Origin of the sequence: Streptomyces sp. NPDC003038 (assembly GCF_040611115.1) — a bacterium.
Lineage (GTDB): Bacteria > Actinomycetota > Actinomycetes > Streptomycetales > Streptomycetaceae > Streptomyces.
The window spans coordinates 1-24,720 of the sequence record NZ_JBEXNN010000019.1; the positions used below are offsets into that span (position 1 = coordinate 1).

Annotated in this window: 24 protein-coding genes; 10 read left to right on the forward strand and 14 right to left on the reverse strand. The window is 69.6% G+C overall.

Annotated features, from left to right (window positions below):
- The 5 genes from ABZX75_RS22655 to ABZX75_RS22675 form a co-directional block, all read right to left on the reverse strand.
- Positions 1 to 1,440 (reverse strand): cytochrome P450 (locus ABZX75_RS22655; protein WP_355413280.1); only part of this gene is annotated, 1,440 nt, incomplete at its 3' end.
- A complete protein-coding gene (locus ABZX75_RS22660) occupies positions 1,437 to 2,057 on the reverse strand; it encodes an ATP/GTP-binding protein (protein ID WP_355413282.1) in 621 nt (206 codons plus the stop codon). The genes ABZX75_RS22655 and ABZX75_RS22660, both read right to left, overlap by 4 nt.
- The gene (locus ABZX75_RS22665; protein WP_355413284.1) at positions 2,038 to 2,397 is read right to left on the reverse strand and encodes a DUF742 domain-containing protein; all 360 of its coding nucleotides are present in this window, start codon (positions 2,395 to 2,397) and stop codon (positions 2,038 to 2,040) included. The genes ABZX75_RS22660 and ABZX75_RS22665 overlap by 20 nt, the downstream gene beginning before the upstream one ends.
- On the reverse strand, positions 2,394 to 2,798 hold the full coding sequence (locus ABZX75_RS22670) for a roadblock/LC7 domain-containing protein (protein ID WP_355413286.1): 405 nt from the start codon (positions 2,796 to 2,798) through the stop codon (positions 2,394 to 2,396). The genes ABZX75_RS22665 and ABZX75_RS22670 overlap by 4 nt, the downstream gene beginning before the upstream one ends.
- A gap of 6 nt (positions 2,799 to 2,804) precedes the next feature.
- Positions 2,805 to 4,301: an ATP-binding protein gene (locus tag ABZX75_RS22675; RefSeq protein ID WP_355413288.1), complete on the reverse strand. Its 1,497-nt coding sequence runs from the start codon at positions 4,299 to 4,301 to the stop codon at positions 2,805 to 2,807.
- A 648-nt stretch (positions 4,302 to 4,949) separates the two neighbouring features.
- Between ABZX75_RS22675 and ABZX75_RS22680 the strand changes: the two genes are divergently transcribed.
- The 5 genes from ABZX75_RS22680 (at position 4,950) to ABZX75_RS22700 (ending at position 12,350) form a co-directional block, all read left to right on the forward strand.
- Positions 4,950 to 5,201, forward strand: coding sequence for a hypothetical protein (locus ABZX75_RS22680; RefSeq protein ID WP_355413290.1), 252 nt, complete (start codon positions 4,950 to 4,952; stop codon positions 5,199 to 5,201).
- A gap of 122 nt (positions 5,202 to 5,323) precedes the next feature.
- The gene (locus ABZX75_RS22685) at positions 5,324 to 6,130 is read left to right on the forward strand and encodes an HlyD family efflux transporter periplasmic adaptor subunit (RefSeq protein ID WP_355413292.1); all 807 of its coding nucleotides are present in this window, start codon (positions 5,324 to 5,326) and stop codon (positions 6,128 to 6,130) included.
- The gene (locus tag ABZX75_RS22690) at positions 6,127 to 8,418 is read left to right on the forward strand and encodes an NHLP family bacteriocin export ABC transporter peptidase/permease/ATPase subunit (protein WP_355413294.1); all 2,292 of its coding nucleotides are present in this window, start codon (positions 6,127 to 6,129) and stop codon (positions 8,416 to 8,418) included. The genes ABZX75_RS22685 and ABZX75_RS22690 overlap by 4 nt, the downstream gene beginning before the upstream one ends.
- 85 nt (positions 8,419 to 8,503) lie before the next feature.
- Entirely contained in the window at positions 8,504 to 11,335 is a 2,832-nt protein-coding gene (locus ABZX75_RS22695; RefSeq protein ID WP_355413483.1) for an NHLP bacteriocin export ABC transporter permease/ATPase subunit, read from the forward strand.
- 223 nt (positions 11,336 to 11,558) lie between these two features.
- Entirely contained in the window at positions 11,559 to 12,350 is a 792-nt protein-coding gene (locus tag ABZX75_RS22700; protein WP_355413296.1) for a DUF4239 domain-containing protein, read from the forward strand.
- A gap of 58 nt (positions 12,351 to 12,408) precedes the next feature.
- Here ABZX75_RS22700 and ABZX75_RS22705 read toward each other — a convergent pair whose 3' ends face one another.
- From ABZX75_RS22705 to ABZX75_RS22725, 5 genes are read right to left on the reverse strand one after another with little or no spacing between them, the layout of a single operon-like run.
- The gene (locus ABZX75_RS22705; protein WP_355413485.1) at positions 12,409 to 13,035 is read right to left on the reverse strand and encodes a cytochrome P450; all 627 of its coding nucleotides are present in this window, start codon (positions 13,033 to 13,035) and stop codon (positions 12,409 to 12,411) included.
- Positions 12,987 to 13,634, reverse strand: a complete 648-nt coding sequence (locus ABZX75_RS22710; RefSeq protein ID WP_355413298.1) for a hypothetical protein — start codon at positions 13,632 to 13,634, stop codon at positions 12,987 to 12,989. Before ABZX75_RS22710 ends, ABZX75_RS22705 begins: the two co-directional genes overlap by 49 nt.
- Positions 13,625 to 14,788, reverse strand: a complete 1,164-nt coding sequence (locus tag ABZX75_RS22715) for an MAB_1171c family putative transporter (protein ID WP_355413300.1) — start codon at positions 14,786 to 14,788, stop codon at positions 13,625 to 13,627. Before ABZX75_RS22715 ends, ABZX75_RS22710 begins: the two co-directional genes overlap by 10 nt.
- A gap of 25 nt (positions 14,789 to 14,813) precedes the next feature.
- Positions 14,814 to 15,509 (reverse strand): hypothetical protein, encoded by a 696-nt coding sequence (locus tag ABZX75_RS22720; protein WP_355413302.1) that lies wholly within the window; start codon positions 15,507 to 15,509, stop codon positions 14,814 to 14,816.
- A 32-nt stretch (positions 15,510 to 15,541) separates the two neighbouring features.
- Positions 15,542 to 15,997, reverse strand: coding sequence for a helix-turn-helix domain-containing protein (locus ABZX75_RS22725; protein WP_355413304.1), 456 nt, complete (start codon positions 15,995 to 15,997; stop codon positions 15,542 to 15,544).
- Positions 15,998 to 16,464: 467 nt separating this feature from the next.
- Between ABZX75_RS22725 and ABZX75_RS22730 the strand changes: the two genes are divergently transcribed.
- Positions 16,465 to 17,286: an AfsR/SARP family transcriptional regulator gene (locus ABZX75_RS22730; RefSeq protein ID WP_355413306.1), complete on the forward strand. Its 822-nt coding sequence runs from the start codon at positions 16,465 to 16,467 to the stop codon at positions 17,284 to 17,286.
- Between the two features lie 141 nt (positions 17,287 to 17,427).
- Here ABZX75_RS22730 and ABZX75_RS22735 read toward each other — a convergent pair whose 3' ends face one another.
- From ABZX75_RS22735 to ABZX75_RS22750, 4 genes are all read right to left on the reverse strand, one after another.
- Positions 17,428 to 18,660 carry an AMP-binding protein gene (locus tag ABZX75_RS22735; RefSeq protein WP_355413308.1) on the reverse strand — a complete coding sequence of 411 codons (1,233 nt, stop codon included), beginning with the start codon at positions 18,658 to 18,660 and terminating at the stop codon, positions 17,428 to 17,430.
- Between the two features lie 194 nt (positions 18,661 to 18,854).
- Positions 18,855 to 19,391 carry a methylated-DNA--[protein]-cysteine S-methyltransferase gene (locus tag ABZX75_RS22740; protein ID WP_355413310.1) on the reverse strand — a complete coding sequence of 179 codons (537 nt, stop codon included), beginning with the start codon at positions 19,389 to 19,391 and terminating at the stop codon, positions 18,855 to 18,857.
- Between the two features lie 37 nt (positions 19,392 to 19,428).
- Positions 19,429 to 20,244 (reverse strand): MGMT family protein, encoded by an 816-nt coding sequence (locus ABZX75_RS22745; protein ID WP_355413312.1) that lies wholly within the window; start codon positions 20,242 to 20,244, stop codon positions 19,429 to 19,431.
- Positions 20,241 to 20,816 carry an RNA polymerase sigma factor gene (locus ABZX75_RS22750; protein ID WP_355413314.1) on the reverse strand — a complete coding sequence of 192 codons (576 nt, stop codon included), beginning with the start codon at positions 20,814 to 20,816 and terminating at the stop codon, positions 20,241 to 20,243. The genes ABZX75_RS22745 and ABZX75_RS22750 overlap by 4 nt, the downstream gene beginning before the upstream one ends.
- 204 nt (positions 20,817 to 21,020) lie before the next feature.
- Here ABZX75_RS22750 and ABZX75_RS22755 point away from each other — a divergent pair, with 204 nt between their 5' ends.
- From ABZX75_RS22755 to ABZX75_RS22770, 4 genes are all read left to right on the forward strand, one after another.
- Entirely contained in the window at positions 21,021 to 22,439 is a 1,419-nt protein-coding gene (locus ABZX75_RS22755; protein WP_355413316.1) for an MFS transporter, read from the forward strand.
- Positions 22,439 to 23,206 carry an SDR family oxidoreductase gene (locus ABZX75_RS22760; protein ID WP_355413318.1) on the forward strand — a complete coding sequence of 256 codons (768 nt, stop codon included), beginning with the start codon at positions 22,439 to 22,441 and terminating at the stop codon, positions 23,204 to 23,206. Before ABZX75_RS22755 ends, ABZX75_RS22760 begins: the two co-directional genes overlap by 1 nt.
- A 144-nt stretch (positions 23,207 to 23,350) precedes the next feature.
- On the forward strand, positions 23,351 to 23,878 hold the full coding sequence (locus tag ABZX75_RS22765) for a cupin domain-containing protein (protein WP_355413487.1): 528 nt from the start codon (positions 23,351 to 23,353) through the stop codon (positions 23,876 to 23,878).
- 172 nt (positions 23,879 to 24,050) lie between these two features.
- Positions 24,051 to 24,698 carry a class I SAM-dependent methyltransferase gene (locus tag ABZX75_RS22770; RefSeq protein ID WP_355413320.1) on the forward strand — a complete coding sequence of 216 codons (648 nt, stop codon included), beginning with the start codon at positions 24,051 to 24,053 and terminating at the stop codon, positions 24,696 to 24,698.
- Positions 24,699 to 24,720: the final 22 nt, after the last annotated feature.

Genomic DNA, 24,720 nt, shown 5'->3' on the forward strand with positions numbered 1-24,720 from the left:
GCCTTGCGGCGTTCCTCTTCGAGCTCGGCCGTGTACTGGCGCTGCTGATGGGCGTCCCAAGCGGCCGCGCCGCTCGACGGCCGGTGCGGGGCCGGGACCGGCCGCCGCCGGGCGGGTCGACGGCTGCGGCGGGATCAGCGCGTGCCCGGGGTGGCCGGAGGGCTGTTCCGGATGCGGGTACGCCTCCTGCACGGCGCGCGGGGCGAACCGTACCGGCAGTGACAGCAGATGGCGCGACATGAGGGTGCCGCGCCACCGCAGCTCGCTCTCGTCGACGGCGAGCTGGAGGTCGGGCAGGCGGTCGAGCAGCACTTCGATACCGGTGTCCGCGATGGCGCGCCCGATGTCCTGGCCCGGGCACTCGTGCGGTCCGCTGCTGAACGCCAGGTGCGAGCGGTTGCCGTGGACGGAGACGGAGGAGTCGGGCCGGATCTGCGGGTCGGCGTTGGCCGCGGCCAGGCCCAGCAGGAGCATGTCGCCGGCCTTGACCTGCTGGCCGCCGAGCACGGTGTCCCCGGTGGCCCAGCGCCCGATGATCGTGTTGATCGGCGGGTCGTCCCACAGGACCTGTTCGAGTGCGTCGGGCAGGGTCATGTGGCCGCCGGAGAGGCTGGCGCGGAAGCGCTGGTCGGTCAGTACGGTCCGCAGGGTGTTGGCGATCAGATTCGCGGTGGTCTCGTACGCCGCGATCAAGACGACACGCAGGTGCATGAGCACCTCGGTGTCGCTCAGGTCCGCGGGGTGCTCCAGCAGCCAGGAGGCGAGGTCGCGGGCGGGCTCGGACTTCCGCTCCCTGACCAGCTGCTCCAGCGTGGCCGTGACATAGCGGTCGCTCTCCAGGGCCGTCTCGGTTCCCTGCAGCATGTCGCGGGCCGCGTTGACCAGCCGGGGTCCGTGCTCGTCGGGCGCTCCGACGATCTGGGTCATCACCAGCATGGGGAGCTGATCGGAGAACGCGGAGACCAGGTCGGCGTGTCCGTCGCCGGCGATCCGGTCGACGAGCTGGTTGGCGAAGCGGGTCACGTAGCGGCGGATGCCGCGCTTGTCGAAGCGCTGCAGGGATTCCACCACGGCTCCGCGCAGCCGCTCTTGGACGGGACCGTCGGTGAAGTTGCACACCGGCACCCAGGAGACCATGGGGCCCAGTGGAGTGTCGGCGGGTACCCGGCCCTCCTTCAGATCGCGCCAGCCCCGCGGGTCGCGGGCGAACCGCGACGGGGTGCGCGCCACGTCCAGGTTCTCCCGGTGGCCGAGGACCAGCCAGGCCGGGAGATCCCCGCTGACCAGGACGGGGGCCACCGGGCCGTGTTCGGCTCGCAACTTCTCGTACAGGCCCATCGGGTCGGCCTCCGCCTCCGGTCCGTGGAGCCGGTGCAGGCCGCCCGGGGCTCCCGCGGCGTGGGCCGGGCACTCGGGCGGCGGGGTGGGGTTGGTGCTCACATTGCCTCCGGGGTTGCTGCCTGGGAGTGCAGGTAGCGCATGAGGGTCAGCAGGACGTCGCGGGACGAGTCCCGTCTCCTGGCGTCGCAGACCAGGATCGGGACCGCAGGGGGCAGGTCGAGGGCTTGGCGCAGCTCTTCGAGCGGATGCTCGGGAGCGTCGGGGAAGGAGTTGACGGCCACGACGAAGGGCACGCCCCGCTCTTCGAGCCGCCCGATGACATCGAAGCTGATTTCGAGCCTGCGGGTGTCGAGGAGTACGACCGCGCCGAGCGCCCCCTCGAAGAGACCGCGCCACAGGAACCAGAAGCGCTCCTGGCCGGGCGTTCCGAAGAGGTAGAGCACGAGTTCGTCGTTGATGCTGATGCGGCCGAAGTCCATGGCCACGGTCGTGGTGGTCTTGCGCGCCACGCCGCGGGTGTCGTCGACGCCGACGCCCGCCTTGGTCATGGTCTCCTCGGTCGTCAGCGGCCTGATCTCGCTGACCGCGCCGACCATCGTCGTCTTGCCGACGCCGAAACCGCCGACGATGACGACCTTGACGGCGGCCGCAGCCGACTGGGGGAGTACGTCCACGCTCCGCGGCCCGGCGGGCGGGTCAGAGCTTCTGTAATCCATTGATCACTGCCTCGATCAGAGCAAGGTCGGGAAGTTGGGCGGCGGGGACGGGCGGGCGCACGGTCACGCGTTTCGCGGCCAGCAGGTCTCCGACCAGCACGGTGACCGCGCTCACGGGCAGACCGGCGTACGCGGCGATCTCCGCCACCGACAGCGGTGCCTGGCACATCCGCAGGATCGCGGCGTGCTCGGGCTGCATCTCGGGCCGGGGGGCCGCCTTGGCCACGACCAGGGTCACGAGATCGAGGCGGGTGGTGGTGGACGGTCCGCTGCGTCCGCCGGTGATGACGTAGAGCCGCTCGGGGCTGCCCTCGTCCCAGCTTGTGGGCGGCTCACTCACGCGGGCTGCCCGTCATGTCGGGGCGGGCTGCTCAGGTGATCTCCCATCCGGGTCACCAGGTTGCGCATCTGCGCTCCCATCAGACCCGCGTCGACGCCTTCGTCGGCCAGGACCGCCAGGTAGGAGCCGTCGCCCGCGGCCATGAGGTAGAAGAACCCGCCGTCCATCTCGATGACGACCAGGCGCATCCGGCCCTTGGAGTGGGGCAGTTCCGCGGCCACCGCACCGGCCAGGCTCTGCAGGCCCGCACAGGCCGCCGCCAGACGGTCGGCCGTGTCCGTCTCGGCTCCGTACTGCGCCACGCACAGACCGTCCGCCGACAGTACGATCACGTGCCGCGTCTGCGGCACTCCGGCGGCCAGGTCCTTGAGCATCCAGTCCATACTGCTTCGCTGTGTCATCACTGCTTACGTCCCTTTGGTCGCTGAGCCCGACGCGTCCTCGCCGTCCTGGCCGGATGTGCCGGACAAGCCGCTGTGGAAGGCCTCCAGCCACATGCCGGGGGCCGCGTCCGCCGCGGTCCGCGGCGCGGCGGCGGGCGGGGCGTCGGGGAGGGTGGCACGGTCCTTCCGGCGTCGCTGCGGCAGACCGGTGGCGGTGCGTTCGGTGACCCGCACGCCTTCGTCCGCGACGGCGGTCCGGGACCCGGGCACCGACAAGTGGTCGACGGGGTGCTCACGGGGCGCGGGGGCCACGGCCCGGGGACCCGAGGAGGTCCCGATGCCGTGGGCGAGGCCGGTCGCGGCCGAGGCGGTGGTGATCAGGTTCTGGGGGACGATGACCACCGCTCGGACGCCGCCGTACGCGGAGGAGCGCAGGGAGACCTGGAACCCGTACGACTGCGCCAGACGGCCGACCACCGCGAGACCGAGGCGCGGCGTCTCGCCCAGGTCGTTGAGGTCGATGCCGCTCTGCGCCTGGGCGAGCATCTGCTCGGCCCGCTTGCGGCCTTCCTCGCTCATGTTCACCCCGCCGTCCTCGATCTCCACGGCGATCCCCGACTGCACCTCGACGGCCGTCAGGTGGACCCGGGTGTGCGGCGGCGAGTAGCGGGTGGCGTTGTCCAGCAGCTCGGCCAGTGCGTGGATCAGCGGTTCCACCACGGGGCCGACGACGGCGACCTCGGAGACCGAGTGGAGTTCCACCCGCTGGTAGTCGATGATCCTCGACATCGCGCCGCGCAGGACGCTGTACAGCGTGACGGCCCGGCTCCACTGGCGGCCGGGGCGGGCCCCGCCCAGTACGGCGATGGAGTCGGCCAGCCGCCCGACCAGGGCGGTGCCGTGGTCCAGGCGCAGCAGGTCGCCGAACACGTCCGGATCCCCGCCGTGGCGGTCCTCCATCTCGCGCATTTCCCGCGCCTGCTGATGGACGATCGCCTGCACGCGGCGGGAAATGTTCACGAAGGCCCGCTGGGCCGAGTCACGCAGGTTCTCCTCGGCCTCGACCGCGTCCACGACCCGGGCCAGCACGGTCTGCAGAGCGGACCTGAACTGCGGTGTCAGACCGGCGTCGTTGCCCCACCGGTTGCCGTGTCCGCGGCGCCCTCCCAGAGAGTTCAGGATTTCTTCGGGGGGCTCGCCCTTGCGCAGCCGCTCGATGGCATCGGTCAGCACCACCTCGGAGAGGTGCACGGTCTCGGCTTCCTGCCGGGACAAGGCGTAGTGGAGGTACGCGACGTGGGCGCGCTGCGCTGCCACCGCCCGTCCGCGCCGCAGCGCTTCGGTGACGGCCGCGGCGGTGCAGATCGCCCCGAGGGCGACGCAGACGGTGCGGGCCGGCTCCGGCGTGGAGGCGAGCGCTCCGACCAGGCAGACAGCGGCGACCGCCGCGATCGCGGGCAGCAGCCCGCTTATCCCCGCCTCCGGGCGGGAGGCTTCGGGTGGAAAGTTTTCTTGCGCCATCAAGTTCCTCGAGCCATCGAAAGAGGGGGATCTTATGACCGGTGGGCGGGAGCATAACGGCGGCGAAATCGCGGAGTTGGCACTTTCGGCAGGGTTCATCGGACCGGAGGAACGGCGAGGCGCCCGATGCGTACTGGTGCGCGAATGGCCGACGCGCGGGCCGGCTGTTTCTCCCCGGACCGCCGCCACGGGCCCGGATGGCACCGCTCGGCCCATGGTGAGGATGCGGACGAGGAGACCTCGGACCGCAGCACCAGGTGCGATGGTCCCGTCACCACATGCCGCCTTCAAAAAACCTGCACATGGTGGGTGTGACCAGGGCGGCCGCCCTTCACCGTTTCACGGGATGCGGGATATGTCCCCTGTGCTTGGTGAGGGTTTGTCCGCATAAGTTCCGTGAGCGTGCGGGGCGGCTCGTATCTGTTACTCGATCCTGCGAAGAACTTGTCGTCATTCTGTGAATGAAGCTGCACGCCGGTCGTCCGAGGCGTCCATCCGGACGTGAGGGGTCGTCAACAGGATTGGTCCGGTAGCCCGTTCGCGTGCTTTCATCTTGCGCACTGCGGCAGGCAAAGAATGGCGGCCGAGTTTCGGGCCGTCGGGCCGCCGCAGGAATGGAAACCTTCCGACAAATGAAAGGTGCGCGTCATGCGTAACGACATCGAGACCCGCGAGATCGCCGACGCCGAGCTGGACGCCGTTTCCGGTGGCATCGTCAGCGTCTCCGGTGGCCTGGCCGGCGCTGCGACCAGTGACGTCAGCAGCATCGTGGGCGTCGTCGGCTCCCTCGACACCGCCCAGGCCGCGCACGGTCTCGTCGGCCACGCCCCGGGCCTGGTCTCGGGCATCACCGGCGTTTCGGTGAACACCGCCGCCGTTACCGGTCGCGCCGGTCTCTGAGTGGTTGTCCCCATGAATCCCGGAGCTTCCTCGGTTCCGGGGTTCATGGTTTTCCACCCGCCTGACCGATACGAATGCAGTTGGCGCAGTTGACGCAGTCGATGCAGTTGAAGGAATAGTCCGTGCAGTTTCGTCAAAAGGCTCTTTCCAAGCTGCAATCGCCCGAGGAACTCGATCTGCCCGTACGCTTCGCACGCCCGCAGGGGCGGCTCGTGCTGGCCGTCACGGTCGTCGTCATGGCCGCGGCGAGCTTCTGGGCCCTCACCGGCACCGTCTCCTCCAAGCTGAGCGCACCCGGCGTCCTCACCCACGCCGAGGGCAGTTACGTGCTGCAGAGTCCGGTCGCGGGACAGGTGACCGGCGTCCTCGCCGAGGAGGGCCAGCTCCTGTCCCCGGGCGCGCCCCTGCTCAACGTCCGTACGGACCAAGGTGACCGGCCCGTACGCGCGGTGGCCGGCGGCCGGTTGACGACCCTGGTCGCCAAGGTGGGCTCGGTCGTCACGACGGGCGCCGACGTGGCGACCGTGGAACGTGTACAGAACCCGGACGACCCCCTCGTGGCCGTGCTGTACGTGCCGGGCGGCAGCGGCGGCGCGATCGCCGTGGGCGCTCCGGTCGACCTGAGCGTCCAGTCGGTCCCCCGGCACCGGTTCGGCGTGCTGCGCGGCCGCGTCAAGGCGGTCGGCCGTGTGCCCCAGACCGAAGCGCAGATCAGCGGCTTCCTCGGCGACAACGGGCTCGCCGAACAGTTCTCCCGGCAGGGCAAGCCGGTCGCGGTGCTCGTGCAGCTGGAGCGCTCCTCGACCACCGAGTCCGGCTACAAGTGGTCCTCCGCGGACGGGCCCCCGTACGCCGTCGACTCCACGACACCGGTCACCGGCGCCGTCCACCTCGCCGCGCGGCGCCCCGCCGACTGGCTGCTGCCGTGACCGCGCCGCAGACAACCCCCCGGGACCGGTCCGGGCCGTCGGCGCCCCGGCTCCCTCCCGCCGGACGCCGGCGCCACCGCCCCGAGCCCGGGAGCGGCGCCCGCCGCAGGCCCGCGCCCGCCCCCGGGGTCAAGGCGCCCCGGGCCGTACGCACCCCCACCGTGCTGCAGATGGAGGCGGTGGAGTGCGGCGCCGCCGCCCTGGCCATGGTGCTCGGCCACTACGGCCGCTTCGTGCCCCTGGAGGAGCTGCGCATCGCCTGCGGCGTCTCCCGCGACGGCTCTCGTGCCAGCAATCTCCTGAAGGCCGCGCGCAGTTACCGCCTCAAGGCCAAGGGCATGCAGATGGACCTGGCCGCGCTCGCCGGGGTGAAGGCCCCGGCCGTCCTCTTCTGGGAGTTCAACCACTACGTCGTCTACGACGGCATGGGCCGCCGCTTCGGCCGCAAGGGCGTGTACGTCAACGACCCCGGCAAGGGCCGCCGGTTCGTCCCCATGGACGAGTTCGACACCAGCTTCACCGGTGTCGTACTCACCTTCGAGCCCGACGAGGGCTTTCGCCGCAGCGGCCGCAAGCCCGGCGTCCTGGGCGCCATGCCGGCCCGCCTGCGCGGCACTTCGGGCACCATGGCCGCCGCCGTGATCTCCAGCCTCCTGCTGGTGGCCGTCGGCGCGTCGGCGCCCGCCCTGAGCCGCACCTACATCGACATGTTCCTCATCGGAGACCAGACGTCCCTGCTGGGCGTGCTGTTCGCGTCGATGGCGGCCACCCTGGTACTGTCCGCGACCCTCACCGCGCTGCAGCAGGCCAATCTGCTGCGCGGCCGGATCATCTCCTCCACGCTGGGCAGCGCCCGCTTCCTGCGGCACCTGCTGAGGCTTCCGGTCACCTTCTTCTCCCAGCGCAGCCCGGCCGACCTGGTCCAGCGCCTGCAGTCCAACGACGCGGTCGCCGAGACCCTCGCCCGGGACCTGGCAGCCGCGGGCGTGGACGCCGTGGTGGTCGTGCTCTACGCGGTGCTGTTGTGGACGTACGACCCGCAGCTCACCCTCGTCGGCGTGATGATCGCGCTGCTCAACGTCGTGGCCATGCGGATCGTGATCCACCTGAGGGCCACCGGCACCCAGAAGCTGCGCGCCGAGAGCGCCCGGCTGACCAACACCTCGTACAGCGGTCTCCAGCTCATCGAGACGATGAAGGCCACCGGCGGGGAGAACGGATTCTTCCGCCGGTGGGCCGGACAGCACGCGACCACCCTCGACGTGCAGCAGCGGCTCGGCGTGCCCAGCGCCTGGCTGGCGATCGTCGCGCCCACCCTGGCCGCGCTCAACAGCGCGCTGATCCTGATGATCGGTGGCCTGCGGGCGGTGGAGGGGCATCTCTCCGTCGGACTGCTCGTCGCCTTCCAGGCCCTGGTGACCAGCTTCACCGCGCCGATCACGCGCCTCAACGGGGTCGCCGGACGGATCCAGGACTTCGCGGCCGACGTCGCCCGCCTCAAGGACGTCGAGAACTTCCCCGTCGACCCGATCTACTCACGGCGCGAGCCCGCCGTCAGCACCCGCCGTCTCAAGGGCCATGTGGAGCTGGACCACATCACCTTCGGCTACAGCCCCTTGGACGCCCCGTTGCTCAAGGACTTCTCGCTCTCGGTCGGGCCCGGGCAGCAGGTCGCGCTGGTCGGCGGCTCCGGCAGCGGCAAGTCCACCGTCTCCCGGCTGATATCCGGCCTCTACGCCCCCTGGGAGGGAGCCATCCGCATCGACGGAATGCGGCTGGAGGACATCCCGCGCGGCGCGCTGGCCGCCTCGGTCTCCTTCGTCGACCAGGACGTCTTCCTCTTCGAGGGCACCGTCCGTGACAACGTCACCCTGTGGGACCCCTCCATCCCGGACGAGGCCGTCATCGCAGCCCTCGAAGACGCCGCCGTCCACGACGTGGTCGCCCGCCGCCCCGGCGGCATCCACAGCCGCGTCGAGCAGGACGGCCGCAACTTCTCCGGCGGCCAGCGCCAGCGCCTGGAGATCGCCCGGGCGCTGGTCCGCCGCCCCAGCATCATGGTCCTCGACGAGGTGACCAGCGCTCTGGACGCGGTGACCGAGCAGGTCATCATCGACAACCTGCGCCGCCGCGGCTGTGCTTGTGTCGTCATCGCCCACCGGCTGAGCACGGTGCGTGACAGTGACGAGATCGTCGTGCTCGACCGGGGCACGGTCGTGGAACGCGGGCGGCACGAGTACCTGGTCGCCGCGCAGGGCCCGTACGCCGAACTGGTCAAGGAGCACTGAGGTGACGTCCGCGCACCACGTCACGGTCACCCCCGCACAGGCGGGCACCGCCCCGGGCCAGGACCCCGACCCGGTCGTCTCGGCCCTGGGCGGACTGGGCTCGCCGGTCGACTGCACGGGCCTGCGCAGCCTGTCCCTGGAGGGCCCGCTCGTGCTGTGGCTCGTCGTCCACGGCGAACTGGACCTCTTCGCCGTCGACGCCGCGCAGGTCGGGCACTGGCACTTCCTGGGCCGGCTGGAGGCGGGCACGCTGCTGCTGGGCCCCGCCGAGGGCCACGAGCACACTCTGGTCGGCCGGCCCCTGCAAGGGTGCCTGCTGCGCCGCATCGAGCTGCGCGAGCTGTACCGCCCGGAGTACGGCGCCCCAGCGGGCCCCGGGCAGTGGGACGGCGGCTACGCCGGACAGTGGTACGCCGACCACGACGAGTACGGCCACGCCGGCGGACGGCCCAGCCCCCTGGAGGACGCCTTCGCGCGCGGCGTCGGCCGCGGCCTGCGCGTGCTCTACCAGGCCCCGCTGGACGGCCGCGCCACCACCGGACCGGGCGGCGCCGACGACGACATCCTGTGGATGCAGATCACCCCCGGCAGCGTGCGGTACGGCGCCGCGTACGAGGCGGAGGCGGCCGGGACCCTCCTCGTCGACGCGGCGATGTGGCAGGGCATGGTCGACCAGCAGTCCCGGCTGCTGTACGCACTGGACCGCTGGATCGAGCAGCTCGAACGGGCCCACGAGGACCGTACGGCGGCCGGCATCGAGGCCGGCCAGGCAGCCCGTACCCAGGCGGACCAGGCGCTGCTGGCCTCCATCGGCCGCTCCGGCAGGGGTCCCCACCGCTCCGCGAGCGTCGACGCGACCTACGCCGTGTGCCGCCTGGTCGCCGAGGAAGCCCGCATCACCCTGTCCGAACCGGCCGGGGCGGGCCCCACCTCCGAGCGCATGGACCCCGTGGAACGCATCGCGCTGGCCTCGCGGATCCGCACCCGCGTCGTCCGACTCAGCGGGCGCTGGTGGCGGGAGAACAGCGGGCCCCTGGTGGGCCGCCGGGAGGAGGACGGGACGCCGGTCGCCCTGCTGTGGCGGCGCGGCCGCTACGAGGCGGTCGACCCCGCCACCGGCACGCGCGAGCGCCTCGGCAAGGGCGGTGGGGGCGGTGTGGCCGCCTTGGAACCGCGCGCCGTGATGCTCTACCGCCCGCTGCCCGACGGGCCGGTGGGCCTGCCGGCGCTGCTGCGCTTCAGCGTGCGCGGCACCCGCCCGGAGCTGCGCAGCCTCATCCTCGGCGGGCTGGTCGCGGTGGTCCTGGGCGCGCTCGTGCCCATCGCCACCGGCAAGGTGCTCGGCCAGTACGTACCCCAGGCCGAGAACGGCCTCATCGTGCAGACCGCCCTGGCCCTCATCGCGGCCGGCGTCGTCTCGGCCGCCTTCATGCTGCTGCAGAACACCTCCATCCTGCGCATGGAGGGCCGCATCGAGGCCACCCTGCAGCCGGCGGTGTGGGACCGGCTGCTGCGACTGCCGACGAAGTTCTTCGCGGACCGTTCCACCGGCGAACTGGCCGGTGCGGCCATGAGCATCAGCTCCATCCGCCGCGTGCTGTCGGGAATCGGCTCGGTCTCCGTACAGGCGAGCGCCGTCGGCACGATGAACCTCGTGCTGCTGCTCGTCTTCAGCGTCCCCCTGGCGATGGCGGCGATCGCCATGCTGCTCGTCATCGCGGCGGTCTTCCTGGGACTGGGCTTGTGGCAGCTGCGCTTCCAGCGCCGGCTGATCAAGCTCGGCAACAAGCTCAACAACCAGGCCTTCCAGACCCTGCGCGGACTGCCCAAGCTGCGCGTCGCCGCGGCCGAGAGCTTCGCGTACGCCGCCTGGGCACGGGAGTTCGCCCGTACCCGTGAGCTGCAGCAGCGCATCGGCCGCGTCCAGAACGTCATCACCGTCCTCAACGCGGTCTACCTGCCGCTCTGCACACTGGTGATGTTCATGCTGCTGGCCGGACCGGCCCGCGGCACCATGTCCGCCAGCGAGTTCCTCACCTTCAGCACCGCCATGACGATGCTGCTCGCCTCGGTGACGCAGCTGACCGGCGCCCTCATCTCGGCCGCCGCCGTGCTGCCGATGTTCGAGCAGGTCAAGCCGATCCTGCGGGAGACCCCCGAGGTGCGCGGCTCCAGTACTCCACCGGGCGTGCTGAGCGGCGCCATCGAGGCCCGGCAGCTGTCCTACCGCTACACCGACGACGGCCCCCTGGTGCTCGACGACATCAACGTCCAGGTCCGGCCGGGGGAGTTCGTGGCGATCGTCGGGGCCAGCGGCTGCGGCAAATCGACTCTGCTGAGGCTGCTCATCGGCTTCGACCGACCCGTCTCCGGCAGCGTGCTGTACGACGGCCAGGACCTGGCGGCGCTCGACCAGGCGGCCGTGCGCCGCCAGTGCGGTGTCGTCCTGCAGAACGCCCAGCCCTTCACCGGCTCGATCCTCGACTGCATCTGCGGCGCCGAGACGTTCTCCGTCGAGGAGGCGTGGGAAGCCGCCGCGATGGCGGGCCTCGCCGAGGACATCAAGGCCATGCCCATGGGCATGCACACCATGCTGTCCGACGGCGGCGGCACCGTCTCGGGCGGCCAGCGCCAGCGGCTGATGATCGCCCAGGCCCTCATCCGCAAGCCGCGCATCCTGTTCTTCGACGAGGCCACCAGCGCGCTGGACAACGAAGCCCAGCGCGTGGTCATCGAATCCACCCGCACCCTGCGCGCCACCCGCATCGTGATCGCCCACCGGCTCTCAACGATCATGGACGCCGACCGGGTGATCGCCATGTCGGAAGGCCGGATCGTCCAGCAGGGCCCACCCGCCGAACTGCTCGCGGACACGGCGGGCCTGTTCCACGAACTGGTCCGCCGCCAACTCCGATGACGGTTCCCCATCCTGCCAACGCCCTGCCAACCCTGTCGGCCGTTCCGTCCCGGCAGGTGACCGTGATGGAGAAGCCGAGGTCCCGGCCCCGCCCGTCCGCTTTCCCCCCTGTGGAGGAGTGGATCACCACTCACCCGATGGTGTGGACTTCCGGGGCGGTCGGACGGGAGCCGTGGGTGAGGGACGCGCTTCGACGCGCTTCGTATCCCTAGACTCCACGCACATGTCGCTCTGGCTGCTCAATCACTTCAGCACCCTCACCCTGACCGTGGTCACCGTCGGCGGGATCGTCGTCCTGGCCGTCGCCGGCAGTGTGCTCGCCCGCCGCAGGTACCCGTCGCTGGCCGACGGCGAGCACAACGACATGGTCGGGGTGACGCTGGGGATGTTCGGCGCGATCTACGGGATCATCCTCGCGTTCGTCATCGTCACCCTCTGGACGCAGCTGGAGAGCACGCAGACGGTCGTCGCCACCGAGGCCACCGACATCGCGCTCATCGCCCGCGATGCCGCCGCCTTCCCGCCCCCGGTCCGTGCCCGTCTCGATGGCGCGCTCAGCGGCTACGTCCACGCGGTCGTGGAGGACCAGTGGCCGCTGATGCGTGCGGGACAGCCGAGCTACGAGGCCACCGCCGGCAAGCTCCAGTCCGTTTTCGACGTGCTTCAGGCGTACGAGCCGAAGACCGCCCGCGAAGAGGTCTTCTACGAGGCGGCCGTCAATCACCTCAACGACGTCGCTGCCCAGCGCCGGGCCCGCCTGACCATGGCCGAGCAGCAATTGCCCCCGCTGCTCCAGGTCTTGGCGTTCGGCGGTGCGTTCGTCCTGATCCCGCTCACCTTCCTGTACGGCATGCGCAGGCTGCACATTCAGCTGCTGTTCGTCGCCTCGGTCGCGGCCCTCGTCGGTTTCAGCCTGCTCCTGGTCTTCGTCCTCGACCGCCCGTTCGCCGGTGAACTCAGCGTGGGCCCGGCACCGTACCGCGAGGGAGCGCTCGCGCGGTACTGGAGCCAGTGAGCCGCCCGGGACCCGCCGTTGCTCACACTGAGCCGTCCGGGGGCAGCTTCCGCATGGGTCAGGGGCCGGTGTCCTGGACCGTTACCGGAAGTGCTTGCAGGGCGTGGAACCTGAAGGTGGTGGTCCAGGGGAGCTGATCCACGGGGGACGCGAGCCGGACGCGGGGCAGCCGGCTGAGCAGTGTGCCGAGTGCGAGGCTGATCTGCATCCGTGCCAGAGGCGCCCCGAGGCAGTAGTGGATTCCGTGGCCGAGAGTGAGGTGGGCCTTGTCCGCCCGGTCAATGTCGAACCGGTCGGGGGCGGGGTACCGGGCCGGATCCCGATGGGCCGAAGCGAGTGCGAACAGCACCGTGTCGCCTGCGGGGATCGAGACGCTACCGATCTCGACGGCCTCGGTCGTGAACCGCCGGATGGCGGTGTGGTTGGGGTGGGAATGGCGGAGAAGCTCCTCCACCGCCTGCGGCAGCAGATCCGGACGGGCGCGCAGCCTCGCCCATTGCCGGGGGTGGGTGAGGAGCGTCAGGAGACCGTTGCTGAGCATGTGCTGGACGTTCTCGCTTCCTGCCATGAGGAGGAGGAAGGCGAGCGAGACGAGTTCGTTCTCGGTGAGCCGGTCCTGCGCGTCTCGTGCCGCGATCAGGTCCGACAGCACGTCATCACCGGGACGGGCGCGCCGCCGGGCCACGAGGCTGACGAGGAAGCGGTGGATGTGGTCGATCGCGGCCGTGAGCTCCTCGCGGGAGGCCGGCGCGAGCATGGTGGCAACCCATTCGGAGAACTGTGCCTGCTCCCCCCCCCGGGTACGGCGAGGAGATCGCCGATGACCTTCAGGGGCAGAGGGCGCGCGAACTTCGTGACCACGTCGGCCCGGCCGTCGGCTTCCACGCGCTCGGCGAGCTGGTCGACGAGGGTGTCCACCGCGGCCTGGACGCAACTGCGCAGAGCCTGGACGCGGCGGGGGGTGAATCCCTGGGACACGAGCCGGCGCAGCCGCAGGTGGTCGTCCGCGTCGATGTTCAGCAGGTTCGCGTCCAGCGCCGGAGGCAGGGAGAAGCCCTTGAAACCGGATCCGGAGTGCCTCTTGTTGACGGACAGGCGCGGGTCGACGAGCCCCTGTCGGACATCGGCTTCATGGGTCACCAGCCACACCGGCGAGCCATCCGGCAGCGCGACGCGGTGCACGGATCCGGCCTCGCGCAGCTGGGCGTAGACCTTGTACGGATCGGCCTGGAACGAGCCTTCGAACGGACGGGGGAGTGCTGTCGCTCCGGTTTTCAGGGGCATGCGGGTCCCTTGCGTGGTGTGCTTGAGGCTGAGGTGCGGTCGGCGGATCGTCCGGCGATGGGCGAGGACATGGCCCGGGCCAGTCTTTGCTGGAAGACGAGTTCGGCGGCGAGGTCACCGGGTGCGGCGGCCATGGGCGTCTCCGGCGGCCGCTTGGGCGGGTGGTTGCGGCGCTTGGCCTCGATTGCGCCCCTGAGCTGCGCGGCTTCCACCACGGCCGCCAACTTTTCACCCCGCAAGCCGGCCTGTTCGGCCTCCTGACGGGCGATACGGGCGATGTCCGCATCCATCCATGTACGCAGGGCCCACTGGGCATCGCGGATCTCGATCACCATGCGGTAAAGGCGGGTCCGCAGGTCCAGGGCGGGGGTGACGGGGATGACCGGCTCCGGCACCTGCTCGGTGAGGTTGCGGTGGAGGGAGTTCAGGACGCGGAAGGCGCGTCGATACCTCAGCCGGTCCCGCAGGGACGTGATGTGCGGGCCCCAGTCGGGCAGGATCCACCCGATGGTCTGGACAATGACGGCGATGGCCACGCCCAGCTGTGCGGCCGGCTCCCACGGGCGCCCGGTCGATCCGAGCTGCGCCGCGACGATGTCGGCGGTTCGCACGCCCGTGTAGATGAGCGCGAAGGGAAGGGTGGAGGCCACCATGCGCAGTCCGCGACGCAGCCATGGGGACGGTGCGATCTTGGAATATCGCCAGCCCATCACGCCGATCTCCACCTGGTTCGCTGTGAAAGCGGCAAGGTAGACAGCAAGGTAGGCCGGTGTGAACTGCGCGCGGGTGACGGCGAAGTCGTTCGGCGCCTCGCCGCCGGCCGCCGCCCCGAAGAACAGCACCGCCATCGTGACCAGCACCAGCCCCAGGGCCAGGACCCGGGGTATCGCCTTGCGCCGCGCGATCTTTGGTCCGTAGCTGAAGTGGAGAAGCACCAGCTGCTGGCAGGCGGTCATGATGACGACGCAACTCTGGGTCAAGAGCCCTGAGAAGTTCTCGATCCCGACGAGTTCACTGGCGGCCACCCACACGGACGGTGTGGAGACGGTGAAGATGACGAAGAGAAAGAAGAAGTTGGCGACTAGGGCGACCTGCGGGACCGAGCGATCCGTCCTCAGGACTCGCGCCTTGTAGAGCAGCGCGAGCAGAGCCACAGCCGAACAGAGAGGATAGAGCAGGCTATTCAATGCGCCTCCCGGACCTTGGCGATTCGAGGGAGGCCAGTCTCTCGGCGATCGCCTGGGCTTCGGGCGGCACCTCCCACGTGCGCTGCACCTTCCATGTGCTGATGAGCCGGCCGATCAGCGAGCCCACCATCTCGGCCTCGATCTCGGCCTCGGAGTCGCCGTGGTCGCGGCCCATGACGCGACGTACCAGCCCCGGGTCGAGTGAGGGCAGCAGTAGCCGCGAGGCCTCCGTCGTCAGGACGGGCGAGGCCTCGTGGTCGCACACGACATGGCCGATCTCATGGAGGATCACTTGCTGCTGGTGAACGGGAACGAGCCGTTCTTCCGCGAAGATGTAATCGCTGGTCTCGGTGGACACCCACAGCCCATGTGGGCCGGCGGGAGGAAGAGCGATGGAAACGACCTGTACCGGTCGCTCGCGCAGACCGCTGATGTGCTCGCAGATCTCACCGATCGTCAGGTTCTTGCCGGGCGGCAGGCCGAGGCTGCGGACACGCTCCTGGCAGCGTTCATTCAGGGGGTCGGAGAACGGGGCACCGGGTCTTGATCGCCAGCGCACTACGATCACGGAGCGTCGGTAGCGGGTGCTGTGCTGGCGTTCATCCTGAGCTCCCTGAGCGATCGTCAAGGACTTCATCTCAGCACAGCGTTCTGCGGCACTACAAGCAGGTTTGAGCCAGTCCGGCATCTGTCAAGGGTTCCCGGAGGGGTGATTTCTCTTCAGCGGTCGCCGGGTTCATCGTGCCCTTCCAGCGGGTTCTCGGAGAGTCCCTCCAGCTCGCGGACGCGTTCGATCACTTCGTTGATGGACCGCAGGCTCCGCTGTGAGAGCCCGGCCGTCCGCAGGGCGACCCGCTGGACCTGGGCATCCCGCATGGCCATGAGAAGGGCCAGCTCGGCATTGACCGTTTCGGTCACCTGGTCGTCGAAGAAGTAGGCGGGTGGAACGCCGAAGAACCTGGCCAGGCCTTCCACGTGCCGCAGGGTCGGGTTGTCGCGCTGGCCCTTGCGCAGCAGCCAGATGTAGCTGCCGGAAATGGGGACACCGGCCGCGGTGATCGCACGTGCGACTTCCTCGGCTGTGTAAGGGCCGCGACCAGCGGGGGTCGTGCTGGTGAACAAGTGGTTCAACTTGTGGGACAGGCTGTTGGCAGGCCTGCTCTCAGAGTTGGTCATGCGCCGCGCCTCCATCATCGAACGCGAACCTTACCCGCGTACTGAGATGCGGTCCGTGTGGTCGCGGCGTCCAACACCGGTTGACTCGAACGGACGTCCAGGGTTAGCGTCGCGGAGGTCTCCATCGACTGGTATGAAGCACACGACCCTATCACTGCAACACCAGTCGAACCGGGTGCGGAGGCCGGCGCCCGCACGCCCATGAGTTCCCCCCTGCCGACATGTGGCCCGCCGGCCGGTGACAACGCGGGGAGGGCTGTTTTCGTGCTCCGCAGAAGAATTGCAACCAATTTTTTTGAGGCACGGATGATTGTCGGCCACTGCTTGACAGTGCGTTGTTGGCTTGATGTAGGATGTTTTAGCATCCGACAAGTCGCACAAGTCGATTTTGTCCACATTCACCGCCACCCCCTCGAACGGTCCTGGCGCACATTCGGCGACTTGCGATGGCTTGCCTTGGAGTCTGAATGGAATTCGGAGTATTAGGCCCTCTTCTCATATCGACCGAAGCGCCGACTGAATACATCGAACTGGCCCCGAAGCCTCGCACCGTCCTTGCCCTTCTGCTGGCAAACTCAGGCAGGATAATTCCCGTCTCCTCCCTGGTCCGGGAAGTGTGGGGCGACTCTCCGCCCGTGAGCGCATTGCGGAACATCCAGACGTACGCGTTGCAGTCGCGCAAGGTGTTATCCCAGGTCGCCAGGGTTCCCGTACGGGTGGTGGCCCGCGAGCTGCTCATCACGCGGCCGGGCGGATACACCTTCAATGACGGGGCCGGGCAATTTGATTACCGATTTTATCTGGAACTGGCGGACAGTGGTCGAAAAGCCATACGTGAGGGCGCTTTGGCCGAGGGCATCGACTTATTATCGCGGGCCCTCGCCATCTGGCGCGGGCCTGCATTCGTGGATACCTTGACCGGACCTGTTCTCGAATCTCAAAGGCTGCAGCTGGAGGAATCCAGGCTGGGAGTTATAGAGATTCTCTCGGAGGCCCGAATCAACGTGGGCCACTATCACGAAGCTCTTTCCGACCTGGCGGTGTCGGTGTCCGAAAACCCTCTCCACGAGGGGTTGCACTACCAGTACATGCGTGTTTTGGACATCACCGGGTCCCGGGCGCGGGCGCTACAGGTATTCAGTCGGCTGCGGCTGAATCTGGTCTCGGAACTGGGTATCGAACCCGGCGCCCCGCTACAGCAGTTGCAGCACCGAATCCTCAACGCCTGTGATCTCGACCAGACAGCCCCGTGTCCCCCGTCGGCGGGCACGATGACGCCGGTGGTGTAGGGGGCCGGCGGCTTCGTCGACCGCGGTCCTCTTCCTCGAACTGGCATCGTCACCAGGCCTCCAGGTCACGAACGGAATGGACTCCTCTGACGAGAAGAACACCCTTCGTGGTTCACCGGTTGCCGTCGATGGGGGTGTGGCTCACTCACAGGGACGTCCGCTGCGGGTGAGGGCGCGCTCGGCCGTCCGGTCCAGCAGCAGGACGCGGTCGGGTCCCCGGGTCAGGCTGTTCCGGTCCGCGAAGGGGTCGATCCGGCCGAGGATCCGCAAGGCGCCGCTGCCCGGATCGAACACGGCCCGGTCGCGGGTGCACAGCCAGCCGGGGCCGTCTGAGGGCCCGTCGGCGAGGAAGCGCCCTGGCGGCGATTCCTCGGCGAGGTAGGGGTTGCGCGCCAGGCGCACCTGCAGCTCGCCGCCCACGAGGCGCACCTGCGCTCCCGGAACGACCATCCCCACCGTGCCCGGGCCGTACCAGCCCGTGGGGTCGGCGGCCACGATGCCGGTCTCTGTGGTGCCGTACGCCTGGCCGATGCGTACTCCGTAGCGCTGCGTGAACCGGGCGTGCACCCGGTCGTCGAGCCGGTCACCGCCAGAGATCGCGCGGTGCAGGCTCGGTATCCGCACCGGGCGCTCCGCAAGGGCGAGTTCCGTGAAGTGCCCGGTCGTGCCGAGGATGGTGTCGGCTCCTGAGCGGATGGCGGTGCGGAGCGCGGCCGGTCGGCCGTTGCGGGTCGGGAAGACGGTGGTGGCACCGACGTTCATGTTGTGCAGCAGGCCGCCGACCAGGTTGAAGGAGTGCGCGATCGAGCCGAGGACAAGCACGCGCGAGCCGGCCTCCGGCATGCCGCCGATGCGGCGGAAGACATCGAGTTCGGCGAGCAGGGACGGTTCTGTGCGTCCGACGGGCTTGGCGAACCCGGTACTGCCGGAGGTGAAGTGGACCAGGCAGTGGTCGGTGGTGGCTCGGGTGCCCCCGCGCATGCGGAGCACGAGGATTTCGCACTCGTCGTGGAAGGTGCGCAGAGGGTGACCGGCCGAGCCGAAGGAAACGTAGAACTGCGGCCGGCAGCGATCGAGGAGCCGGCCGAGCTCGCGGCCGCGTATCTCCCGGCCCATCAGCATGACCTGGGCGCCGATCGACCACAGGGCGAATACCGACCACAACTGGGAAAAGCTGGGGGTGCCGTGCAGGGCCACGGTGGCGCCGGGCCGAATGCCGTGGGCTTGGAACAGTCCTTGGAGCCTGAGCGTCTGGGTGCGCAGGTGTTTGTAGGTCACCTCGTGGCCGGCCTGGGCCCAGACGCTGTCCGGGGGGTGCTGCGCGAGCAGTTCCTCTCCCCACCAACCAGACGTGCCATCGAGTATGTCGCGCATGACGGATGCACACTCCTCACGTGTCGGGACCGGTCCCACAGAGCCGAACACCGGAGCGTGGAGAAGGGTTGCATCAGGGCGCCGGCCGCCGCCCGCGCGTCTGCGCGGGCGGCGGCCGGCAGGGAGGCCGACGACGCGGGGGATGTGGCCGCCGGCCTCGCTCATGGGCGGCCTCAAGGCCGCTGGCGCCGGCGTCAGCCGGCCTCCAGATCGAGCAGGTACTGCTTGGCCGCGGCTCCGCCCGCGTACCCGGTGAAGCGGCCCGAGGCCCCGACGATGCGGTGGCAGGGGACGACGACGCACAGGGGGTTGGAGCCCAGCGCCGTGCCGACCGCCCTGGCGGCCCCGGGGCGCCCGAGGTGCCGGGCAAGGTCTCCGTAGGTGCCGGTGGTGCCGTACGGGACGAAGTCCGTCAGCGCCGAGACGGTCTCGCGGGCGAAGGGGGTGGCCAGGCGCAGGTCCAGGGGGAGCGAGAACTCCCGCAGCCTTCCGCCGAGGTACGCGTCGAGCTGCTTACGGGCCTGGTCGAGGATGACCTCCCGGGGCGGAGCCGCGGTACCCGGATCCGAGGCCGGCGCGAGCGCGGCCAGGCGAGCGCGGACGGCCCCCGGCGTGTCGTAGGCGCAGTACACGAGAGCATCGTCGGTCGCCGCCAGGGTCAGCGTGCCGAGCGGGGTCGGATGGCTGACGATGGCGGCGCCGTCCGTACGGAGCGGATCGGCGGGGGGCATGGGTGTGGTCCTTCCGGTGGTGTGGGGCGCGTGTACTTCAGGCGGTGACGGGCCTGCAGCTGCGGCAGGCGCGGTAGCCCGCCCGGCGGGCCTCGGAGGCGCTGGGGAACGGCCGCTGGTGCGGCGGGGTGATGCGGCGGGCGTGAGCACAGGTGGGATGGCAGTAGATGTGGGTGGTGTCGCTGCCCAGGAGAACCGCTCCCCGCTGCGCCAGCGCGGCGAGCCGTTCCATGTCGATGCTCTCGGCTGCCCGCAGCGCGCGGCCGGTGCCGGGCAGGTACGCGGCGTCACAGGGCGAGCCGTCCTCATACGTGATCCGGTGGCAGGGGATGAGCAGCGTCGCCGGATTGGCGGTCAGTGCGCCGAGGACCACTGCTTCGGCGTCGGTTGCGACACCGGCCTCGCGGGCGATCCAGCTGATCGGGCGAAGCTGTCCTCGGGGAACGGTCCGTACGGCATCCAGCACGGTGCGCTGTCGCTCTTCCAGGCCGCCCACGTCGATCGGCAGGGACTTCGCCCTGCCGGTGCGCAGGGCGGGGCGCAGGCCCGGGAAGGGGGTCATGGCGCGGACCGCCGTCCGCCGGGTCCGGCACCAGTGGACCTCCTCGAACATCTCGGCGCTGACGACCATCGTCTCCAGCGTGGAGCCGGTGATGGCCGAGGGGCTGAAGGCCACATAGAGGCCCCCGGCATCCGTCTCCATGCGCACGTACTGGTCGTAGCGGTCCCGGGAGACGCCCACGTGCCGCAGCACCCGGAGCCCGAAGTCCACCGGAGCGGGAGTGGTGAGATCGGCCAGCGCTCTCTCCAAATCGTGCTGCGAGGAGGGGGAGCCCTCGTCGTTCGTACTCACTTCAACACCTCCCTCGTGGGCGGGTCGGCCTCCATCAGCTGACGAAGGCTACCGATACCACGCGACACCTGCGCCTTTACCGTTCCGACGGGGCATCCCTGGGTCTCGGCTATCTCCACGTAACTCAGACCGACGACGTGTCGGAGCACGACCGCGACCCGGGGGTTCTCCGGTAACTCGGTCAGAGCCGCTACCAGGCGTCGGCGGTCCTCGGCCGTCGAGGCACGCTCCTCCGGGCCGGGACTGCCGTCCGGCCAGGCCTGGCAAGCGTCCTCGACGGCCGTGGCGGACACCGGGCGGCGCACGCTGGTACGGACGTGGTTGCGCCAGGTGTTGGCTGCGATGGTCATCAGCCAGGCTCTCGGCCGCAGGTCGCGGCGCCGCTGGGGGGAGTAGCCCTGCAGCGCCGTGTAAGCGCGCAGGAACGTGTCCTGCCCCAGGTCGTCCGCTTCCGTGGCGGATCCGGTGACCCGGAACAGGAACGCACGGACCGCCGTGGCGTGGACCCGCACCAGCTCCGTGAAGCCGTCGTCGAGGTCCATCGCCAGGCGCTCGGTCACCTGCTCGGCCATGTCTTCCATCACTGATCAGAACACCACGGTGTGCCGGAGGGTTGCACGGGCGTCCGGGTCCGTCTCCGGTGCAACCCGAGTGGGACGACCGGTGTTCCACCTTCCGCAGGCCAGGAAACTGGCTCACGAAGTGAAGGGAAAGCAATGTCCGACCTGGAGGAGATGACAGGCGCACGAGCCGCGTCAGCGGCTGCGCCGGAACGCATGACGGGTCAGCAGAAACTGGCCTTGGCGGTACTGCTGGGCGCCCAGTTCATGCTCGCCGCCGATTTCTCCATCTTGACCGTCTCCATGCCGGTGATCGGTGACTCGCTGGGCTTCTCCCTGGACAGCCTGCAGTGGATCACCACGGGGTTCGCCCTGCCCGCGGCGGGGTTCACCTTGCTGTTCGGCCGCATCGGCGACTTGTTCGGGCGGCGCAAGATGTTCCTGCTGGGCATCGTGCTGCTCGCCGCCGCCTCGCTCGTGGGTGGGCTGGCGCAGTCTTCCACGGTGCTCGTGGCCGCTCGCGTGGCGCAGGGTGTGGCGACGGCCATCTCGGTGCCCTCCGCGCTTTCCCTGCTGACCACGACGTTCCCCGAAGGGCCGCTCCGGCAGCGGGCGCTGGGGCTGAACGGCGCCCTGCTGGGCGGCGGGTTCAGTGCCGGCGCCCTGCTCGGTGGCGCGCTGACCGAACTGTTCAGCTGGCGCTGGTCCTTCCTCATCAATGTGCCGGTGGCCCTGCTCGTGCTGATCGGCACCCTCATGGTCCTTCCCGAGAGCCAGGGCCGGGCGGACGGACGCACCCGGCTTGACGTGCCCGGTGCGGTCACCGTCTCCGGCGGTCTGCTCGCGCTGGTCTTCGGCATCACGACGGCCGGCCACCAGGGCTGGGCTGAGCCGAGTGTGTACATCTGGCTGGCGGCAGCCGTCGTGCTGCTGGTGGCCTTCTGGTTCATCGAGCTGAAGAGCCCGAACCCGCTCGCCCCGGTCCGGGTGCTGAAGAGGCGTACCGTCCGCTGGGGCAACTTCGGCGGCTTCGCCTCCATCGCCATGGCGACCGCGATCTCGTTCACCACGACGCTGTACATGCAGAAGGTACTGGGTTTCTCCGCCTTCACCACGGGTGTGGTGATCGGTCTGCCCGGCATCCTCACCATCATCGGCGGCACGATCGCGCCGCGACTGCTGGCCCGGATCGGAGCCCCCGCGGTGCTGGCCCTGTCGCTGGTGGTCCAGTCCGTCGGGTACGCGGTGCTGCTGTGGCTGAACGACGGCAACGCGGGTGTGGTGCTGGTCCTCGTCGCGCTGGCTGTCGGCTTCTTCGGCCACGCGTACAGCCTGGTGTCGTACATGGTGACGGCAACCTCGGGGCTGCCGGACGAGGAACAGGGTCTGGCCAACGGCCTGACCACGATGAGCATGCAGATCGCGATCACGCTCGGCATCCCGGTGGTGAGCGCCGTGATCTCGGCGCGGACCTCCGCACTGGAGAAAACGGGCTCGGCGACCGATGCCGTGCTGGGTGGGCTGCAGGCGGGTGTGCTGGTCAACGCCCTGTTCCTGCTGGCGTCCGCGGCCCTCGTGTGGCTGTTCCTGGGCCGGGGCCGCACGGCCGGCGCCGATGCCAAGGGCGGTGCGTGATGAGGGGGTTGGACGGCAAGGTGGCGGTGGTCACCGGAGCCAGCCGGGGGGTCGGCCGGGCGACGGCCGAGCGGCTGGCGGCGGAGGGGGCCCTCGTGGCGGTGCACTACGCGTCGGCTGCGGACGCGGCCAGCGAGGTGGTCGACGGCATCCGCGCGGCGGGTGGCACGGCATTCGCGGTCCAGGCCGAATTCTCCGCGCCGGACGCCGCCGAGCAGCTGTGGGCGGGATTCGACAAGGGAATCGCCGCGTTGCGCTCCGAACCAGGAGTCGACATCCTGGTGAATAATGCGGCAACGTCCGTTCAGGCGACGCTCGCCGAGACGAAACCGGAAGACTACGAGCGCATGTTCGCGGTCAACATAAGAACTCCGTTCTTTCTGATCCAGCATGGGCTCCAGAGATTGCGCGCCGGCGCCCGCATCATTAATGTGTCCTCAGCCGTCACACGTATGGCATTCCCTCAAGTCGTGGCCTACGGTCTGACCAAGGGGGCGATGGACACGCTGACGCTCACCGCCGCGCAGGAACTCGGTGGGCGCGGCATCACGGTGAACGCGGTATCGCCCGGAACGTTGGACACCGACGTCAACGCGGGCTGGCTGCGCGGGAACTCCGAAGCGGCGCGGCTCGTCTCCGAACAGGCCGCCCTGGGCAGGGTGGGACAGCCGGCCGACGTCGCCGACGTCGTGGCCTTCCTGGCGTCCGACGAGGCCCGCTGGATCACCGGTCAGGTCATCGATGTGAGCGGCGGTGCGCGACTCTGAACTGTCGAGGGCGACGGGCTCGTCGTCATGAAGGGGAGGTCCGGCATGGCCGTCAGCCAGGGAGAGGTCTACGAGAACCCACGGTGCCGGGAACGTGTGGTGATCAGAACACCCGCTGCGGAGACGGGCGGGCGGCGAACGGTCATGGACGTGTATGTGCAACCGGGCGGAGCCGTGTCCGGATCACATGTCCACCCCCGGAGTGAGGAACGGTTCACGCTGGTCCGCGGGCGCGTCGCCTTCTCGATCGACGGGCGCGAGGTGGTGTTGGACCGGTCGGGACAGAGCATTCTGATCCCGGCCGGCGTCAAGCACCGCTGGTGGAACGCGGGCGGGGACGAGTCCCGCCACATATGCGAGCTGCGGGGTGGGGCGGACCGCTTCGAACAGCTGGTACTGCGCCAGCTGTTCGGTCTCGCGCAGGACGGCAAGACCTCGCCGGAGGGTATGCCGCACCTGCTCCAGCAGGCGGTCACCACCTTGGAGTTCGAGGACGTCCTGCGCTTCACATCCCCGGCCTGGCCGGTACAGCGCCTGCTGTTCGGTGCGCTTGCGCCGGTGGCCCGGCTGCTCGGCTATCAAGGCTGCAATCCGGAGTACATGGACCGCAAGCCCAGTGAGATCGCCGAGCTGGAGCCGCTGCCCGACGAGGTGGCGGCCTGGCACTACTGACGGCCCGGCGACAGGCGGGCAGCGGGTCGGATGCCCGGGTATCCCGGCACCCGAAAAGGAGGGGGCGGCTTTTGCCGCCCCCTCCTTTTCGGCGATTGCTCGGAAGTCATGGTTCCCGTTCTCTGTATTGTTTCTGTGGCGGTTCTGGTGCGGACGCTGCGAGGCTCCTCCCATGAGGCCGAAATTGGTACCCGAGGCACTGTACGAATACATCGTCGAGAACAGTCTTCCGGTCGATGATGCGCAGCGCAGCCTGATGAACAGAACAGCCACGGTCGGTGAACGTTCGCGCATGCAGATAGGAACTCCACAGGGCACGTTCTTCACGCTTCTCACGCAGCTGATGTCGGCGCGCAAGGCCATCGAGATTGGCACATTCACCGGCTACTCGGCGATGAGCATCGCCAAAGGGCTCCCCGGCGACGGTCACCTCCTCACCTGCGACGTGAACGAGGAGTGGACGGCCATCGCGCAGGATGCCTGGAAGGAGGCCGGCGTCGCCGACCGGATCGAGCTGCGTCTCGGTCCGGCCCTGGACACGCTGCGCTCCCTACCGGCGGATCCCGACTGGGACCTGGCGTTCATCGACGCGGACAAGCAGAGCTACGTCGCGTACTACGAGGAACTCGTACCGCGCATGCGCCCCGGCGGCGCGATCCTCGTCGACAACGTCCTGTGGTTCTCGACCGTGGTCGACGACCCCGAGGGCGAGGGCGCCACGATGCGCGAGTTCAACGCGCACGTTGCCGCGGACCCGCGCGTGGAGGCGGTCATCCTGTCGATCGGCGACGGAGTGACGCTCGTCCGCAAGAAGGCGTAGGACCGACCGGCCGACCACTGGT